The organism is Enterococcus sp. 12F9_DIV0723 (genome assembly GCF_002174375.1).
GTDB classification, from domain to species: domain Bacteria; phylum Bacillota; class Bacilli; order Lactobacillales; family Enterococcaceae; genus Enterococcus_A; species Enterococcus_A gilvus.
The window spans coordinates 469,717-487,431 of record NZ_NIBK01000002.1 but is presented as its reverse complement, the minus strand read 5'-3'; the positions used below and the strand labels follow the sequence as shown (position 1 = coordinate 487,431).

Sequence of the window (17,715 nt, the reverse complement as noted above, 5' to 3'; positions counted from 1 at the left end):
TATCGAATGGAGGCTTGACGATGAAAAAAAAGACCCCACTGTTTGAACAGAAACGCTTCTACATCCCCGTCGCTCTCTTACTGGGACTCTTGGGCTTTAGCCCGATGCTGGTTTCAGTGCTGGGAAAGAAAAAAGAAGAAACGCTGAATAGCGACTACTACACGTCCCCTCAAGAGCCGCTTTTCAAATCAAAAGAGTGACCGGCTTTTTGAATAGAAAATGCAGTCGGATTCCCTAAAAATCCAAGACGAAGAATAAATGACATTTTTTAGAAAAGGAAAAAAGAATGATCAAACAATTGAACAACCTCACAGAAAATGAATTAACGATACTCTCCGACATATGGCTGAAAAGCAACATCGATGCCCATGCTTTCATCAGTGAAGACTATTGGCTGAGCAATCAGGCCGCGGTGAAAGAAGCCTTCTCCCAGGCATCGATCTATGCCTATTTTCACGAAGGCACCATCGTCGGCTTCCTCGGAATGATGGACGACTACATCGCCGGCATCTTTGTTTTAAGCGCCTATCGTTCACTGGGCATCGGCACCCAACTATTGAATACAGCGAAGTCCGATCACCAGCAGTTGACCTTAGCCGTTTACAAAAAGAATGCCGCGGCATTACGCTTTTATCAGAAAAATCATTTTGATAGCCAAGAGGAACGACTTGATCCAGAAACCAACGAATCCGAAGTGTTGATGTCTTGGCAGGCCTAGTTCAGCTCAAACACACTGCAGCTTTTCAATGCAGTGTGTTTTTTTGCGGAGTTCTTCTTCTGGTAAATAGACCCTTCTCGTTCCCAGCTTATCGGCACTTGTTGTCGGAAAGTCCTACATTTTGACGGCGCCTCTTCAAACCTTTATACTGCCTTAAAAGAGGTGAGTATCATGAAATTCAAAGGGCTGCACAACCCCTACTTCTACATTGCGCTTTCTTATTTTTTCGTCTCGCTGTTTTTTGCGTTTCAAGAAGGCCCGATCTTCAAATGGGCGAGCTTCTTCTTTCTGATCTCTTTTGGGATCAATGCCTTTAAAGCCATTAAGCATGGACAAAACCAATAAAAATTCCCTTTTCTTCTATGAGAACGGTTTATTTTCTGACGAGTGATCGTTTTCTTTTCATATTTTTTCAGTAAGTGGTACTATTTTTTCAAGGGGGTGAAAAATATGGAAAGAAAAACAATCTTTAGCTGGCCTTATTTTTTGATGGGGATTCTTTTTATTCTCGTTTCTCTTGCTGCATTTAGAGATCCAGGAAGCAGTCTCGTTGCCATTGTTTATGTCTTTGCTTTTTCAGCAATTTTAAAAGGACTCTTTGAATTATTCTTTAGACGTAAACTTCACGAATTTACGAATCAAAAATCTACGTTGATGATGGTTTTAGGAGTCGTTGATATCTTGATCGGTATTTTCTTCTTATTCAACATCACTGCTGGATTGGTCGCTTTGCCATTTGTTTTTGCGATTTGGTTTCTCTTCGATTCGATCGTTGGTCTCCTTACAGCGAGCATTTACAAACTTGGAAGCACCGGCTATTACTGGTTCCACATCGCGATCGACGTGATCGGCGTTATCTTAGGATTCATGCTTTTATTCAATCCTTTGACTTCCGCTCTTACACTTGCCTTCCTAGTAGGCTTCTACTTTATGATGGCAGGTATTTCACTTATCGCGTATGCATTTTAATCAAGCAAGAAATAGAGACCGTGTGTCTCTATTTTTTTACCCTGAGCGCGCCTCTGCATGCTATACTATTTGTGAGCCGATTACTGGCATTTTTCCAAACGAATACGTGAAAAAGGAGGATGTTACGATGCTGACAAGAGATGTTGTTGCTTTTCTGCTTTGCCTGCTGGGTGCTGTCCTAGGCCCTTACACCCTCGCATTAGTCAAGAAAAATCCCTCTTTACTGCAACTGCTCGCTACCCTTGTTTTCTCTGGTGGCTCACTCGTTTTCTATTATTATTCCTTTGACAATGTGGAGACGCCGCTTTTACCCATTTTATATTATGGTGTCGTCGTTGGCGCCGCTTTGTTTTTTTCCTGCAAAAAAAATCGTTCCAATCCCTAGCCATTCACTCGTCTGAATGGCTTTTTTGACTATCCCTATCTGAAACGAGGTATCCACATGATCAAACTCTATTATTTATTGGAAAATTCGATCAAAAATTTGACCCGCAGCTCCGGTATTCTAGCGTCACTCGCCTTGAGCTGCTTGTCCTCCTTCATCGCCTTTTCCTTTCTCACCATCAGTCTGTTCTTCTCCCACTGGCACGATCACGCAGTCAGAGAAGCCGCGAGTCACGGCGGCATGGCCATCATGGATCTGATCTCCCCCAGCGGAATGCTGACGACTGTTTTTAAACATTGCTCTACCTTTTTAGCGGGGCTTTGTCTGATAGTGACGCTGAGCGCGATTCGGCGATTGTTTTTTCATATGGCGAACGACCAGCGTGCGTCTTTTAAAACCATGAGTCTCCTTGGCGAAACGACCCCCTTCATCAGCTTGGAATTTTCGCTTCAATCCATTTACGTCGCGCTTTCTTCCTTAGTGATCGGTGCATTGTCGGCGGAGCTCGTTTTGGAAAAGCTTTTTCACTATTCCCTCTCGTTCGGATCGCTAAAGGTGATTGTCGCGACGTTTCACGTTGATCACAAGATCCACGTGCTGATTCTTTTAGCGGGAAGTCTGTACATTGGCTGCCGCGTGTTTCTTTTTGTCCAAAAATATCTTCATTCGTTTTTCGATAATTTGAAAACAGAACTTGACGGCTAAAAAAATCTTCCCTTTGATTCATCAAAGCTGCTTTTTTCTATAAATTCTCTTGAGCGTTTATGTTAAACTAAGTGAACATGACGGAACTAAGGAGGTTTCAATGAAAAAAGATTCAGGGTTGGTTTATGGGTTCAGCGCGTACATTCTTTGGGGCATCCTTCCCCTCTATTGGAAATTATTGGGAAATGTCGGTCCCGTCGACATTCTTTTTTATCGGATCATCTGGTCTCTGGTCTTTATGACTCTTTACTTGATCGTTTTCCGAAAAGTCCCCGGGTTTCTCCAAGAGGTCAAAGCGCTGCTAAAAAGTAATAAAAAGACACTTGCTATTATTGTTGCAGCGATTTTTATTTCCCTCAATTGGGGAATCTATATCTATACTGTTTCGATCGGACAAGTCCAGCAGGCTAGTCTGGGCTATTATATCAATCCCCTGCTGAACGTCCTCGCTGGCGCGATCTACCTAAAGGAGCCTTTGACGAAGCAGGCGAAATTAGCCAGTCTCTCCGCTTTTGTGGGCGTCGTGCTGCTGACGATTCAAACGGGCGTCTTTCCCTTTAATTCAATTTTCCTTGCAGCAAGCTTTTGTTTGTATGGCGTGACTAAGAAACAATTGGATTTGAGTGCAGCGACAAGCATTACTCTTGAAACACTGATCATCGCCCCAATCGCGTTGATTTATTTATTCGTTGTTTCACCGGTAGGCTTTATGCAGTATCCCGCCACTACGAATTGGCTGCTGATCGGAGCCGGCATCGTTACGGCGATCCCGTTGCTGCTCTTTGCGACGGCGGTGAAAAAACTTTCGTATATCACGCTCGGCTTTTTGCAATACGTCAACCCAACGATCATGCTGGCGATGGCGATCTTTCTATTCCATGAGCCCTACCAGTTGCCGCAATTTATTGCCTTCGCGTTTATTTGGTTAGCCATACTGATTTTCGTAGCAGGAAATCTTATCGAAACACGCAAAAGAGGGATTCGTCCGTAGACGTCTCCCTCTTTTTTTGCTTTTAGAAGCTTTCTTAATAGGTAAAATGATGAACGACTTCCCCTGATCTGAATACTTTGCTTTTCTTTACTCTTTGGTAATCGGTCGCATAACACAGCGCTTCACGATGTGTCCGAAAGGTCTCTTCAGTCATTTCCCCGATGATCGTTTCTACTTGAACTAAGTATTGGCGTTCCATATCGCTTCCCCTTTTCTTCCTATCATTCCAACGAGTGTCTCTTCATTTATCCATCATAGCGGGATTTTATGCCGTTTTCAATAACTTATGTTATATTTTCTTACATCAACTGCAAATAATTTCAAAAAAGAAACATTTGATGTGACGTCTTTTGACAGGAGGCTGTTCGCTGTGGCGTTAGACAGAAAAAAGACCCTAGCGCTCACGCTGGAGTCCTATCATTCTATCAATCAATTTTTCGCTTGAAACGTCTCGATATTCCCAATGACTTTTTGCGCCAGGCGAACCTTCGCCATCGACGTTAGTCCCGCATTGGTTTTTCCAGCAAAGACATTTGGCAAACCAATGACTTCTGCTCCTAAACCAGCCTCCGTATCACTGAAGGCGTAATTATCCCCGTGCTCTAACCATTCTTTTAACGCTGGCACTTCATGAGAAGGTGCGATGGATACGTTCATCAAGATTTTTCCGTTGCCAAATGTTTGAAAAGCAGCTTCGTCTAATAAGACCACGTTCTTATTTAAGCAGGTGATCACGATATCTACTTTTCCAAGTAATTCATCGAGCGGCAAATAAGTCATCGCCAGCTCTTTTTCGATGTCTGGCTTCCGCGTACGGCTGTAGTAATTGACGTCCATCCCGAAAAAGTCCATCGTGCGTGCCAGCAGACTTCCGACTGTTCCCATTCCGACGATCCCAACCTTCACATCGGTCAATTCCATTGGCTCTTCTTTCCACATTGCAGGCCCGCGACCTTGCAGCAGGCGAACCAATTCACTGATGGCGTATTCCTTTACGCCTTCATCGCCGTAATCCCGCACGCCAGTCACAACGATGCCTTTTTCCTCTGCATAGCGAATATCGACATTGGCATTCTCCGGCGCATACAGACTCGCGCAAATACCGATATAACGAATGTTCGGACACGCCTCCAACGCTTCCTTATCAATAGAACTGGTGAAGCTCAGCATCACGCAATCAGCATCGCCGATTCGCTCGATGACTATGGCTGTATCTGCGGGGATGTCCTCGTAAAAGACCGTTTCCTCTGCCAGCGCTTTTAGTTTTTCGTCCCATTCAGGCAATAATTTGGTTGGCTCGATCGCCACCATTTTCTTAAATTTTTTCATGTCGGCCTCCTCGTAGCTTGTACTCACTTCATAATACGTCCTACGAAATTTCGCGTCAATGAAGAAGAACAAAACCGCCGTGTTCTCCTCACAAAGGAAGAACGACAAAAGAATTCCGACCGTTAACTCGTTAACGTCCTGCGTAGGATGATAGGATAGCAGCTATTTTTTCTAAAGTCTGCACAAAAGAAACACGATTTTACGCTAGCGTCTGGAACCGTCATCATGCGTGACGGACCGCGCTTATTTTCGTTTCCTATTCCGCTTGGTTCGGCTGTCCTTTTTCTTCCCCTGCTGTTTATCCAGTCTACGTTTGAGATTTTTCTGCCGCTGCTCTTCCTCTACTTGCTCAGGAGTCTTATCAAAGCGCACATAGGAGGACTTCGGTTTGGGCGGGAGGTCGGCGGCGTTATGAGACGGACTTTCTGAGGTCAGAGCTTCTTCGTAAGACAGCTTGTTGGATTTTTTCGGCGATGGGGCTGCGGCGGCGATTGGCTCCGTTGCGGCAGCAAGGACGGGCTGTTTTTCAGTCTTTGTGTTTGTAGGCGTTTCTTCAACGATAGTGTCCTCTTCTGTTTGTTTGGATTTGCCAACCTTGTAGGAAGTCGTCTCCACGTGACCGCCGCCTTTATAATCGACCAATGCCACGAATTTTCGGACGCCGTCTACTTCAAAGATGCTTAGTAAGGTCAACACTTCCAGAATTTCCGCCACCAATGTCTCCTCTTTGTTAGGATCGACATCGCGAATCGTCAACAGATGGCGCTTGCCCGCCGCATCTTCAAAACGGGAACGAATGTCATACACAAGCCCCTCTCTGTAAAGGTCCAAACTGCCCTGTTTTTCAAAGGCATTCTTGAAGGAGCGGATCATTTCAGTCTGGGAAAAATACTCGGAAGGGCTTCCAAAATACTGTTTGATCAAGCCTTCCCATTCTTTGGATTCAAAGTATTCCTTGAAAAAGGGCAGAAAGAGGCGCAGGGTATCTGTCGGCTCGACTGTTAAAAAGAGATCCCGAAGCAGGTCTTTGCAGAGAAAAGAAAAAGCCCCAGTCAAATTCAGCGAATTACGCACCATGACCGCAACCAAATACTCGATCACAGAATTTGCGTCACCGGATTGTTCGTAGTAAGTCACGATCTTCTTCTCCAAAGACTCTCGTTTCATCAAGAATAACTGCCGTGTGCCTAATTTTTTAACATCCATGTTCCCATCCTCCATTTTCAAGAAATCGCTTCCTGTGTTTTTTATACACTTAGGATAATACTAAAATAACGCTCTTGTAAATACCCAATGAAATACTTTTATTTTTTAAATTTACAAACATTATTGAATAAATATTTTCCAACTCATCGATAGAGACAAAGCGAAAATTAAATAACAAAAAAACAACGACCAAAATTATTGGTCGTTGTTTTTTTATACGAAATCTTCGTCTACTATCGTCCCTTCAGCAACGAGGTTCGTGTCGCCAATCAAGTATAAGTCTTCTCCTGTCACCTCTACTTGAAGCTGCCCGCCAAGGACTTCGATCACCGCGGGTTCGACTGCGACGATCTTCTTTTTATTCAATGCATAGGCTGTTGACCCTGTGCCTGTTCCGCAAGCTAAGGTAAACTCTTCTACTCCTCGTTCGTAGGTTCGTTCCACCACTGTTTGGTCTGGCAAAACATCGTAGAAATTCACGTTGGCACCCTTTGGAAAGACTGGGTGGTTGCGCAGTTTTCTAGCAAAATCAAGCATCGTTTCCAGCTCTGTCATCGCCAGATCAGGGAAGTGAACGACTAAGTGAGGAATGCCCGGATCACCTAATTCAACATAATCGACAGTTACTTCTTTGCCATCGACTTGAATCTTTTTGTCTGCTTCAAAGATCGTCGGAGAATTCAACTGGACGCGATACGTCCGTTTGTCCAGCCGTTCAGCCGGAACATTCCCTGCGATGGTTTCGATGGTCATTTTTTCTTGCGCCGCCTTTGTTTCGTAGGCCCATCGTGCGACACAGCGGGCACCGTTCCCGCACATTTCCGCTTCCGACCCGTCGGCATTGAAGAAGCGCGCGTAGAAATCACCTGTTCCGCGAGGGGCTTCAACGGCGATCAACGTGTCCGCACCTACCGACACACGCCGAGTACACACACGGGCTGCGACCTTCGTTAGTTCCTCCGTCGAAAAACCTAGCCCACGATTATCGATCAAAATAAAATCATTTCCAGCACCTTGTATTTTATAAAAAGGAATAGCCATTCTTTCGCCTCATTTCAAAAAACTTGGAATCTCTTCATTTTGGATGATCTGATCCAATGTTTGTCTTTTTACGATACATTCTGCTTGTCCGTCGTTGGTCAATACAACGGCCGGAATCGCCAATTTGTTATAGTTGCTGGCCATGGAATAACCATATGCACCCGTTGAAAAAGTCGCGAAAATATCGCCTGCTTCGACTGTCGGCAATTCGATGTCTTTGACAAGGATATCTGTGCTTTCGCAAGCCTTCCCAGAGACCGTGACTGTTTCAGCGGCTGGCTGATCGGCTTTATTCGCTAAAATCCCTGTGTATTCCGCTTCGTACAGTCCTGGACGAATGTTGTCCGTCATCCCGCCATCGATACTCACATATTTCCGCAGACCCGGAAGCTCTTTGATCGCGCCGATCTTATGCAGGCTGATACCGGCTTCGGCCACGATGCTGCGTCCTGGTTCGATTACGATGGCTGGCTGTGGGAATTGCTCTTCCTCGCAAAACGCCAAAACCTGCGCCATCATCGGGTCCGTAAAATAGCTGAAGGGCTTCGGCTGATCGGCATCCGTGTATCGAACCCCAAAACCGCCGCCGAAATTCAGCTCCTTGATCGTATAATCAAAGCGCTCTTTCACTAATCTCACTAAATCCAAAGCGATCCCTACTGCTGCTAGATGGGCTTCGTTATCGAACAATTGACTTCCGACATGGAAATGAAACCCTAGAAAATTGACTTCAGGCGTCTCGATTGCCTGTTTGATTTGCGGGAAAAGAATCGCTTCATCGATCGGTATCCCGAATTTCGAGTCCTTTTGTCCCGTCGAGATAAAGGAATGGGTCTGGACATTGACCTCCGGCGTGATGCGGAAAAGAATATCCACGACGCGCTGCTTTTCTTTTGCGATCGCTGCGATCAGAGCCACTTCCTGCAGACTGTCGATAATGATTCGTCCAACCCCGTAATCGATCGCCATCTCTAATTCTTCGATGGATTTGTTGTTGCCGTTCATTTCAATGTGCGCTGCGGGAAACTCAGCTTTGACAGCGGTATAAAGCTCGCCATCAGAAACGACATCCAACGAAAAGCCTTGCTTCTCGATGATTTTCAGCATCGCCAACGTCGAAAAGGCTTTGCTGGCAAAGGCTACCCGCACGTTGTCGTATTTTTCAACAAAATCTCGCTGCAACTCCTGGCATTTCTCTTCGATCATCGTTTGTGAAAAAACATAAAGTGGTGTGCCAAATTCTTGTGCCAGAGCGACCGTGTCACAGCCATCCCACATCAAGTGTCCGTTTTTTGTTTCAAAGTCCATTATAAGCCCCCTTAATTAATGTTCATTTAATCCAGCGATCAAGTTGGCATAGGTCTGAATCCCTAATAAGAGATTCACTTCATCAAATTTCATCTGTCCGCTATGCAGCGGATGCGTGTAGCCCTTTGCTTCATCACGAATGCCTAAAAAGAAAAACATTCCGGGAATTTCCTGCTGATACATCGAAAAATCCTCCGCGATCAAATAAGGCGGTGTCTCCACATAATAGTCCGCTGCGACTTTCTCCAGCGTCTCTACCATCTTCGGGTCATTGTCGACGACGCGATACATGTGGTTAAAGTCCACTACGGCTTCACACCCGTAGCCCTTCGCGATTTCACTAGCTAATAATGTTGTCCGTCGAACGACTTCATCGTAGACCTTGTCATCAAATGCCCGCATCGTCCCATGTAAAACAACTTCCTTCGCCACGATATTCATCGCTTCGCCGCCATGGATCGTCCCAAAGGTCAAAACCACGTTATCCAGCGGACCGATATTTCGTGCCAAAATACTGTTCAATCCAGAGATCACACCGCCGGCAGCGACGATAGCATCTTCGCCTAGCTGCGGCTGTGCGCCATGGGTGCTGACCCCTTTGATCGTGATGGTGACTTCTGCATTCCGCGCCATCATCGGTCCAGGTCGGCAGGAAATTTTCCCAGCAGGCAGATCCGGAAATACGTGCAAGCCGACGATTTCCTCCACGCCAAGTTTTTGAAGAATCCCCGCTTTCATGATCAATTCTGCCCCGCCAGGTCCTTCTTCGGCTGGCTGGAACACAAAGACTAGTGTTCCTTGGATCGTTTCAGGATGCTTATGCAAATAGGCAATGAATCCTAGTAAAGTCGACATATGGCCGTCATGACCACAGGCGTGCATTTTTCCCGGAGTCTTGGATGCAAACGCATAGCCGGTCTGCTCCTCCACTGGCAACGCGTCGATATCCGAACGAAAGGCGATCGTTTTTCCCGGTTTGCTTCCTCTTAAGACGGCGATCGTTCCTGTTTCGATTACTTCATAGGTCTCTGTCACACCAAAAGCCGCCAGCTTCTCGCGAATATAAGCAGCCGTGCGCGTCTCCTCTAGTCCCAATTCAGGGATTTGGTGCAGCTCACGGCGCATCGTCGTGACTAATTCTTCTAATTCTTTGACTTCCGTTTCGATCATCGTCTCACTCATTTCCATAAAAATTCTTAGAATAATGCTTATTTGATTAGAAATCCATTGATAGTTTCTCATATTATAGTACAGATTGTCTGATAGGTCATTCATTTGTTTTTAAAATTCTGAAACTAAATGAAAAAATTTCGTTTTCTTTCATTTACTCACAAAAAAAGCCAAAGGAACACGCAGCCTGTGTGCCTTTAACTTCTTTCAAGGTCTAAGTGTTTCTTCATTAGATAGGATGAGCGTAACCTTCCCTCCAACAGTGGTGTTTTCTACGATTACTTGCCCCTCGTGATAGTTGGCAATACGTTCAACGATGGCTAGTCCAATGCCGTAATTGCTGCCTGTTGTCCGGCTTTGATCCTCCTGCCAAAACATTTCCTTCCCATGTAAAAGGGCCTCTGGCGAGAATCCTGGACCATGATCTTCAATCACAAATCTTATGCTTTTTTCGTCGTGCACCGTTTCTACCGTCACTTTTCCCGAATCAGTATATCGAATCGCATTTTCCAAAAGGTTTCCCAATGCGCGCATCAGCATGACAGGGGCCGCATTGATAGCAGTCCCTTGTGGCGAAGGCCCAATCGCCAATTCGATCCCTTTTTTCTTAGCCAGAGGTGTAAATGTCTGCCTCACTTCCTCTAAAATGGTCGTGACGGAAAGAGGACTCTTTTCCTCTTGAACCACATCAAAAGTTGAAACCTGTTGCAGCAAATCGAGGTATTGCTTGGTTTTTTTTCCTGAATCATAGATATGCTGGACAAGCTGCTGCTGTTCTTCGGCAAGTTCTTCTTCCATCAACAGCTCGGCGTTGCCATTGATGATGGTCAGTGGTGTTTTAATATCATGAGTCAGCGCCGCGATCTCTTTTTTTCGCTGCTGCTCTGTCTGCCATTGTTGGACGAGGGAGTCTTTCAAGGCACCGCGCATTTCTTCCATTGAATGCAGCACTTCATTGAATTCCCGGATGCCCGAAGTGGTGCCGATCACAGAATCAAGGTCCTTTTGGGTGATTTGTTGGCTCGCCTGTTCCACCAGCAGCAATTTTTCCTTTAATTGCTTGCTGACTTTTTTGGTAAACAGAAGAAAGAAAAGCAGCAGCGCGAGCACGATCGCAATCAGAAAGAAACTTTCAAAATTCGGAAACAGCTTTCTCAATGTCGGATTGGTAAACTGTGCTTTATAATTCCATGAAAATAACGCATAACTGCCATCAGCCAACGTCACATACGCTCCTGTAGAATAGCTGTCGGTCTTATCCTTGTACTGAGCAAGTGTTTTCTCTAAAGGCTCGCCTGCTAAAGAAGCCGCGTGCACCTTCCCTTCTTTGGTAAAATAAACATACTGATAAAATGACGGTGACAATTTAGCCGGAAAGACCTGATTCTCTTCAATCCGCTTCATCTCCTCTCGCGCATGGATCTCTCCTGCATTTGCCGGCGCGATCTTTTCCGTAGAAATCAAGACTTGAAAAAGAAGCAATGCCAACATCAAAACGACGACGACGCCTGAAAAAGCAGCTGCCAAGAGGCGTGTCACATACCCAGTCAGACTGATTGTTTTTATTTTCGCCATCGATACCCAATCCCCCAAACCGTTTCGATCGGGTCATTTGCTGAGTATTTCTTTAGCTTTCCCCGAATATTCTTGATGTGTTCAACGATCACGCTTTCCTCAGAACGTCCATCAAAGCCAAATACAGCTTCGTACAATTGCCCCTTTGAAAATACTTGACCCGCAGACGTGATCAACTGGGCGGAGATCAAATATTCTGATTTTGTCAGCAACATCTCCTCGCTGCCATAATAAATTTTCTTGCTGGAAATATCTAAAGAAATTTCCCCAACGCGTATGCGATGCGTGTGTCCGCGAGATTCTCGGCGCAGGTGGGCAGATACACGCCCACGCAACTCCGCTAGGGAGAAGGGCTTGCGGATGTAGTCATCTCCTCCGACTCCAAGTCCTTGCAACAAAGCCTTCTCTTCTGTTTTTGCTGTAACAAATAGAATCGGGCAATCTACAAGGTCGCGAATGCTTCGGCAGTAATCAAAGCCGTCCTGATCCGGCATCATGACATCTAACAGGATCAAATCCGCAAATGCGGCTTTTTCCGCCGTCACTTCTCGGGTGGTGGTGAATGTTTCTACCTGATGACCTTCTCGTGTCAATGCTGTTTTAATAAATGCCAAGATGCCCTCATCGTCATCAATAGCGAAAATCATTGCCATAACCTCACCCCTTTTCTTCAATCATACGTTGAAATCGCTCATCCAACAAGGGTCTTACTCCTCACTTGATCGCCCTTCCCATTTTTGAAACCAAAGGAATAACCCACCCAGCATGAATACTGTCAGCAGAACCAGACAGACCAATACCACGTGTACCGTACCAAAGCTCGTGGCTGTCGCTCCTCTCAAATACGCGGCTGCTAAAGGGATCGAACGAACGCCCCACGCACACGGGAAGAAAAACCAGATCGTTTCTCCCAAACCGGTAAGCAACAGTGCGGACAACAGCAACTCGACGGCTGCAACCGCGAAATTGACGTTTCGACCAAAGGAAAGGCCCAGAAATAAATGGAAAAAGTAAAGAAACAAGGCACTGCACCAGACGATGCCCACTAGAAAAAGAATGAACAGACTGGATAACGCGTAGTCTTCGCGAAATTGAACGACCAGATGGTACCCGAAGCCTGCCAGCAGGCAAGCAAACAGACCGCTAACTAAAAGTATCCCAACCTTTGAAGTCAGTACTCGCCAGCGGGATACTGCACTTAATAAGAAGAAACTGTCTCCTGCTTCGCTTTCTTGATCAACAATAAGAGTGGTCATCCATGCCGCAAGAATCGGGTACACGAGACTTAGTACTTGAAAATAATTGATCAGGAGCAGCTGGGAGTGCGTGTTCGTCATCCATTGATACGCGGCGAAAACACCGATGCCCACTAACGGCAAGGCGACATGCAAAAGAAAAAAAGGCGTTTGCCTTATTTTTAGAATATCCCCCAGCAACACACGTCTAAATCGTTTCACGATAACGACCTCCCTTACTGAACCAGCGCGTCGAGAGAAAGCTGCTGGCGAGCAAGAACAGCAACGTGAGTATCAGGCCTGGTAAGACCACTCCTGCGTCATACAACGGACTTCCAGCTTCTAATGGCACGCCATTCGGATTGATATGAATGATTGGCGCCATCAGTCTTGGCGCGATCGCAAAGGGCACGTACCAAAAGGCGCCTCCCGCAATCGATTGACTGGAACAGAATATATTCAAAAAGAGAATGCTTAGAAATGTAACGACCGAATGAAACCGCGTAGCCAAATAAAGCCCTAAAGGAATTTGCCACGCCCACGTGACGGTTAAAACGATGCCCGCAACGAGACCGCGCCAAAGTGGGTATTGCGATGGAAACAACAGACCCGAAAGCGTCGTCAAACCAAAAACGACCGCATTTGAAAAAGCCAAGTAAAGCAGCCCTGTCCAGATTTTTCCGTGCCACATTTTTGCTGGAGAAATAGGAAGTACGTTGCAATTATAAAAACCCAAGCGCTTATCCGCATCCACCAGATTTGTACAAACAAGTCCTACTACCATCGGCAGCAGCAACATGTACCACCAGTTATAGGCACCGATCTGCGTCAATTCTCCTCCCATTAAAAAAATAGCCATCCCGCTTACTAATAATGGGAACAAAATCAAGCTCTTTCTGCCAAAGCTGCGTTTGCCCTTTAGCATTTCCCCTCGAATGATCTTACTCATCCCAGCTCGCCCCTTCCGTCTGATTTTCCTTCGCCACCTTCATGAAGAGTGCTTCTAACGCCACACTGTTTTCCGGCAGATCCCCTTGATACCCTAATTGACCGTTGGCGATGATCCCGATCGTATCCACAGTATGCTCGACCTCTGATAAAATGTGACTGGAAAGAATCACCGAGATTCCTTGGGCAGGAAACGATCGGATCAGTTCGCGAAAAGAGTGAATCCCTAAAGGATCTAAGCCATTCGTCGGCTCATCTAAGATCAATAATTTCGGTTCATTCAATAATGCTAGCGCCAATCCTAGCCGCTGCTTCATCCCCATAGAAAACTGACGGGCTTTTTTCTTACCAGTATTCTGTAGATCAACGATAGCCAAGACCTCGTCGATCCGCCTTTCAGACAACCCTAAAGTCGTGGTGCGTACCAATAGATTTTCGCGAGCTGTCAAATTTCCATACAACGGCGGCCGCTCGATCAAGGCGCCGATCTCTGACAAGTCTTTTCGCTGCCAAGGCTTATTCTGATAGAGAATTTCTCCTTCAGACGGTTGGATCAGTCCGGCGAGCATCTTTAATGTCGTTGATTTTCCGGCACCATTCGCACCAAGCAATCCGTAGACTTTATTTTTAGGGATCTTTAATGATAAGTTGTTTACGGCCTTTTGACCGTGATAGGTTTTCGTTAACTGGTTCGTAGTAACAATCCATTCGTTCATGTGGGTTTCCTCCTCGTTCTACTTCCAGTATGAAAGACAACTATAAGGAAATGATAAGGTTTTTAGATTTTTCAAAAACAAAAAACCTTCTATAGAAAGAAGACCGCGCTTCCTACACCAAATTTCTCTGACTATTCCTGATTAAAAATTCCATGAGATTTCCGTTGGCTTTCACTCATAATTGAGATATAATCCTACTATTAAAGATTTTTTACAAGATCTTTGAAAAAAACAATGAAGGAGTTGTTTCTCTTGAGAATATTTGAAGGATCTGGTGTCGCTTTAGTTACACCCATGAAAGCCGATGGTGCTGTTGATTACAAGAAGTTAGAGGAACTTGTTGAGTGGCAGATCAGCGAAGGTACCGATGCGATCATCGCTTGCGGAACGACTGGTGAAGCCTCCACATTAGCCAATGACGAACATATCGCTGTGATCGAGGCCGTCGTCAATAAGGTGAATGGACGCGTCCCGGTGATTGCAGGCACAGGTGTAAATGACACACAGCATGCCATCGAATTGTCAACAGGCGCTGAAAAAGTAGGTGCCGATGCCCTATTGATCGTGACTCCTTACTATAATAAAGCTTCAGATGAAGGTCTGTTTCTTCACTACCAAAAAATCGCAGAAAACGTGGAATTGCCGATTATTTTATATTCTGTGGCTTCACGTACCAATATGAATATTGCCCCGCAAATGGTCAAACGCTTGAGCGAGATCCCGAATGTGGTGGCGATCAAAGAAGCCAGCGGCAACATTTCGCAAATCGCAGAAATCGCTCAGATCATGCCGGAGGAGTTTGCGATCTATTCTGGAAACGACGATCAAGTCTTGCCGATCATGGCCTTAGGCGGCAGCGGCTCGATTTCAACGATCGCAAACATCGCGCCAAAACAGACCCACGAGCTGACAAAAGCCGCGTTGGAAGGAGATTTCTCTTTAGCAAAAGAATTACAGCTTGCTCAAATCCCGTTGATCCATGCGATCTTCTGCGAAGTGAACCCTATCCCGGTTAAAACAGCAGTTAGTCTTTTAGGGAAAATCGACGTACACTTCCGTCTTCCCTTGTCTCCAGCAAAAGCGGAGACCATTGAAGGATTGAAAAAAGAAATGACTGCCTACGGGTTGGAGGTAGCAGAATGATCGACATCCTTTTAAGCGGTGCAAATGGGCGCATGGGACAAGTCCTGCAAACGATGATCGCGGAACAACCTGAGATGCGCGTCGTAGCCGGTGTTGATCGTGAAGCCTTTGAAGCAGACTTTCCTACCTATCGCTCCATCGAAGACTGCCAGACAAACGCTGACGTCGTCATTGATTTCTCCCATTACTCTGCTGTTCCCGCTGTTCTGGAGTATTGCGGAGACAAAAAGATCCCAGTGGTCGTAGCAACGACCGGCTTGACTGACGAGATCCACGAACAGATCCAACGAACTGCCGAAGAAACGGCGGTCTTCTTCTCAGCAAATATGTCCTTGGGTATCAATCTTCTAGCAAAAGCGATCCGGGAGATCACGCCTGTTTTAGAAGAAGATTTTAATATCGAGATCGTGGAAAAGCACCACAATCAGAAAAAAGATTCACCCAGCGGGACCGCCCTTTTACTTGCGGATGCCGTTAATGATGCCGTTGAAGAAAAGAAAACGTATATTTATGGGCGCCACGGAAATGATCTGGAGAACCCCTTATCTGAGTTGGGTATTCACGCAGTACGCGGCGGGACGATCCCCGGCGAGCATACTGTGATCTACGCGGGTCCAGACGAAGTCATCGAACTGAATCATTTGGCTTTGTCCCGCAATGTCTTCGCCAGCGGTGCCGTAAAAGCAGCTAAATACATCAGCAACAAAACGACCGGTTTATACGATATGGAAAAACTGATCGACGAAAAATAGAATGGAATTTTAATTAGATAAGTAGACAGGAGTAAATTTATGACTTTGACTGATCCTTATGAAATTGCAAAATACATTAAAAATGCCGAAAAAATGACCCCTGTCAAAGCCTACGTACAAGGCGATTTGACGGGTATCACCAAAGAAAAGGTACAGTTTTTCGGACAAGAAAAAACATGGATCTTGATTGGTGAAAGTCAGGCGGTACAAGAAGTATTGACGGAACAAAAACAACACATTACCGAGGTCCACCTTGAAAATGACCGCCGCAACTCAGCGATCCCGATGCTGGATATCTCCTCCGTCAATGCACGGATCGAACCCGGCGCCTTGATTCGCGACCGTGTAGCCATCGGTGACAAGGCGGTTATCATGATGGGCGCCATCATCAACATCGGTGCATCGATCGGCGACAGTACAATGATCGACATGGGTGCGATCTTAGGTGCTCGTGCGACGGTCGGAAACCACGCTCATATCGGCGCCGGCGCCGTCTTGGCTGGTGTTCTTGAGCCGCCTAGCGCCTCTCCTGTAGTTGTGGAAGACAATGTATTAGTAGGTGCCAATGCTGTCATCTTAGAAGGCGTCCACATTGGAAAAGACGCGGTCGTTGCCGCAGGTGCGATTGTGACAAAAGATGTCCCTGCTGGCGCAGTCGTTGCAGGAACGCCTGCACGAATCATTAAAATGAAGGACGAGATCGACCCGGGAAAAACAGAATTTCTCGAAGATTTACGTTAAAATGAGACCCGACGGAGAGAAATCTCCGTCTTTTTTTGCATTATTACTGCACTTCTTACGAAATATGCTATAATACTATCGGATTAGAACAACTCTTAAAAGAAAGCGACTGAATTATACTCGTGAATTTAAAAAGTATCAAAAAATCAATCAAGCTACGCAACAAACAAATCAGCAAAACCTTCGCTCAAGTAGAAGAAACACTTGCGGATCATATCCACAGCGACGTGAAGATTTATTTTGACAAAGTCAACACGCATCAAATCCATTTTGATGAAAAGACACCGGATGGCGAAACTCGCCACATCCAAAGTGGAGAGCAGGATCATTCCTTCAGAGAATTGGTGGAAGCTCACATTAAAAATCCGCAAACCAATACCTTGAATCAATTGACAAACAGCCTGTACAACCTGTGGTCAGAAAGCTTCAAAAAAGCGGCCCCTGCTAGCGCTGAGACAGACAAAGCGGCAGAACTTGCCCAAGACATCATGGCAGATGTTGCCAAAGCACCAGAAAGCAACGGCGTAACAGCAGAACAAGCAGAGGCATTGAACCAAGCCTTGAAAACAAAAACGAATTACTCTGCTGAATGGTCAGAAGCTGACAAAGCGATCGAAGTTTTCTACAACCCGCCAAAAAAAGACCGTCAATTATTAGCAACGGTCGCAGCGGATCAATCGGTCACTTATACAGATGCACTCTCAACAAAACGTGTTATGAAAAAAGAATTGCCTGACATGATCGCAGCCGTATTGGCCTAAGCAAAAAGAGGCTGTGACATAA

22 protein-coding genes are annotated in these 17,715 nt (G+C 45.7%); 11 read left to right on the top strand and 11 right to left on the bottom strand.

The features are described from left to right. The first annotated feature begins 20 nt into the window (after nt 1–20). From A5868_RS15430 to rarD, 7 genes are all read left to right on the top strand, one after another. The gene (locus A5868_RS15430; protein ID WP_086304629.1) at nt 21–200 is read left to right on the top strand and encodes a hypothetical protein; all 180 of its coding nucleotides are present in this window, start codon (nt 21–23) and stop codon (nt 198–200) included. A gap of 86 nt (nt 201–286) precedes the next feature. Beyond that, nucleotides 287–718 carry a GNAT family N-acetyltransferase gene (locus A5868_RS15425; RefSeq protein WP_086304627.1) on the top strand — a complete coding sequence of 144 codons (432 nt, stop codon included), beginning with the start codon at nt 287–289 and terminating at the stop codon, nt 716–718. 171 nt (nt 719–889) lie between these two features. Then, nucleotides 890–1,063 (top strand): hypothetical protein, encoded by a 174-nt coding sequence (locus A5868_RS19135; protein ID WP_155857523.1) that lies wholly within the window; start codon nt 890–892, stop codon nt 1,061–1,063. 105 nt (nt 1,064–1,168) lie between these two features. Beyond that, nucleotides 1,169–1,687, top strand: a complete 519-nt coding sequence (locus tag A5868_RS15420; RefSeq protein WP_086304625.1) for an HdeD family acid-resistance protein — start codon at nt 1,169–1,171, stop codon at nt 1,685–1,687. Between the two features lie 127 nt (nt 1,688–1,814). Then, nucleotides 1,815–2,072: a hypothetical protein gene (locus A5868_RS15415; protein ID WP_086304623.1), complete on the top strand. Its 258-nt coding sequence runs from the start codon at nt 1,815–1,817 to the stop codon at nt 2,070–2,072. A gap of 57 nt (nt 2,073–2,129) precedes the next feature. Continuing rightward, nucleotides 2,130–2,777: a hypothetical protein gene (locus tag A5868_RS15410; RefSeq protein ID WP_086304621.1), complete on the top strand. Its 648-nt coding sequence runs from the start codon at nt 2,130–2,132 to the stop codon at nt 2,775–2,777. Nucleotides 2,778–2,877: 100 nt separating this feature from the next. Further along, nucleotides 2,878–3,768: an EamA family transporter RarD gene (gene rarD, locus A5868_RS15405; RefSeq protein ID WP_086304619.1), complete on the top strand. Its 891-nt coding sequence runs from the start codon at nt 2,878–2,880 to the stop codon at nt 3,766–3,768. A 34-nt stretch (nt 3,769–3,802) separates the two neighbouring features. On the opposite strand, the gene A5868_RS19130 is transcribed toward rarD, so the two are convergent. From A5868_RS19130 to A5868_RS15355, 11 genes are all read right to left on the bottom strand, one after another. After that, complete coding sequence (locus A5868_RS19130) at nt 3,803–3,967, bottom strand: hypothetical protein (protein WP_176281331.1); 165 nt, start codon at nt 3,965–3,967, stop codon at nt 3,803–3,805. A gap of 230 nt (nt 3,968–4,197) precedes the next feature. Continuing rightward, the gene (locus A5868_RS15400) at nt 4,198–5,097 is read right to left on the bottom strand and encodes an NAD(P)-dependent oxidoreductase (RefSeq protein WP_086304617.1); all 900 of its coding nucleotides are present in this window, start codon (nt 5,095–5,097) and stop codon (nt 4,198–4,200) included. A gap of 243 nt (nt 5,098–5,340) precedes the next feature. Next, a complete protein-coding gene (locus A5868_RS15395) occupies nt 5,341–6,303 on the bottom strand; it encodes a hypothetical protein (RefSeq protein WP_254908331.1) in 963 nt (320 codons plus the stop codon). A 213-nt stretch (nt 6,304–6,516) separates the two neighbouring features. Continuing rightward, entirely contained in the window at nt 6,517–7,344 is an 828-nt protein-coding gene (gene dapF / locus A5868_RS15390; protein ID WP_010778575.1) for a diaminopimelate epimerase, read from the bottom strand. A gap of 9 nt (nt 7,345–7,353) precedes the next feature. Then, nucleotides 7,354–8,652, bottom strand: coding sequence for a diaminopimelate decarboxylase (gene lysA / locus A5868_RS15385; RefSeq protein ID WP_010778576.1), 1,299 nt, complete (start codon nt 8,650–8,652; stop codon nt 7,354–7,356). A 15-nt stretch (nt 8,653–8,667) separates the two neighbouring features. Continuing rightward, entirely contained in the window at nt 8,668–9,822 is a 1,155-nt protein-coding gene (locus A5868_RS15380) for a M20 metallopeptidase family protein (protein ID WP_176281330.1), read from the bottom strand. Nucleotides 9,823–10,029: 207 nt separating this feature from the next. After that, nucleotides 10,030–11,397, bottom strand: a complete 1,368-nt coding sequence (locus A5868_RS15375) for a sensor histidine kinase (RefSeq protein WP_010778578.1) — start codon at nt 11,395–11,397, stop codon at nt 10,030–10,032. After that, entirely contained in the window at nt 11,385–12,050 is a 666-nt protein-coding gene (locus A5868_RS15370) for a response regulator transcription factor (RefSeq protein ID WP_044926688.1), read from the bottom strand. Before A5868_RS15370 ends, A5868_RS15375 begins: the two co-directional genes overlap by 13 nt. Before the next feature lie 54 nt (nt 12,051–12,104). Next, the gene (locus tag A5868_RS15365; protein WP_010778580.1) at nt 12,105–12,854 is read right to left on the bottom strand and encodes a lantibiotic immunity ABC transporter MutG family permease subunit; all 750 of its coding nucleotides are present in this window, start codon (nt 12,852–12,854) and stop codon (nt 12,105–12,107) included. Beyond that, nucleotides 12,841–13,581 carry a lantibiotic immunity ABC transporter MutE/EpiE family permease subunit gene (locus A5868_RS15360; RefSeq protein ID WP_010778581.1) on the bottom strand — a complete coding sequence of 247 codons (741 nt, stop codon included), beginning with the start codon at nt 13,579–13,581 and terminating at the stop codon, nt 12,841–12,843. Before A5868_RS15360 ends, A5868_RS15365 begins: the two co-directional genes overlap by 14 nt. Further along, nucleotides 13,574–14,296: a lantibiotic protection ABC transporter ATP-binding protein gene (locus A5868_RS15355; protein ID WP_086304613.1), complete on the bottom strand. Its 723-nt coding sequence runs from the start codon at nt 14,294–14,296 to the stop codon at nt 13,574–13,576. The genes A5868_RS15360 and A5868_RS15355 overlap by 8 nt, the downstream gene beginning before the upstream one ends. 252 nt (nt 14,297–14,548) lie before the next feature. Between A5868_RS15355 and dapA the strand changes: the two genes are divergently transcribed. The 4 genes from dapA (at nt 14,549) to A5868_RS15335 (ending at nt 17,693) form a co-directional block, all read left to right on the top strand. Beyond that, nucleotides 14,549–15,439, top strand: a complete 891-nt coding sequence (dapA, locus tag A5868_RS15350) for a 4-hydroxy-tetrahydrodipicolinate synthase (RefSeq protein ID WP_086304611.1) — start codon at nt 14,549–14,551, stop codon at nt 15,437–15,439. Beyond that, nucleotides 15,436–16,191: a 4-hydroxy-tetrahydrodipicolinate reductase gene (gene dapB / locus A5868_RS15345; protein WP_010778584.1), complete on the top strand. Its 756-nt coding sequence runs from the start codon at nt 15,436–15,438 to the stop codon at nt 16,189–16,191. The genes dapA and dapB overlap by 4 nt, the downstream gene beginning before the upstream one ends. 39 nt (nt 16,192–16,230) lie before the next feature. Then, the gene (gene dapD / locus A5868_RS15340) at nt 16,231–16,932 is read left to right on the top strand and encodes a 2,3,4,5-tetrahydropyridine-2,6-dicarboxylate N-acetyltransferase (protein ID WP_086304609.1); all 702 of its coding nucleotides are present in this window, start codon (nt 16,231–16,233) and stop codon (nt 16,930–16,932) included. Nucleotides 16,933–17,054: 122 nt separating this feature from the next. After that, nucleotides 17,055–17,693 (top strand): hypothetical protein, encoded by a 639-nt coding sequence (locus A5868_RS15335; RefSeq protein WP_086304607.1) that lies wholly within the window; start codon nt 17,055–17,057, stop codon nt 17,691–17,693. Nucleotides 17,694–17,715: the final 22 nt, after the last annotated feature.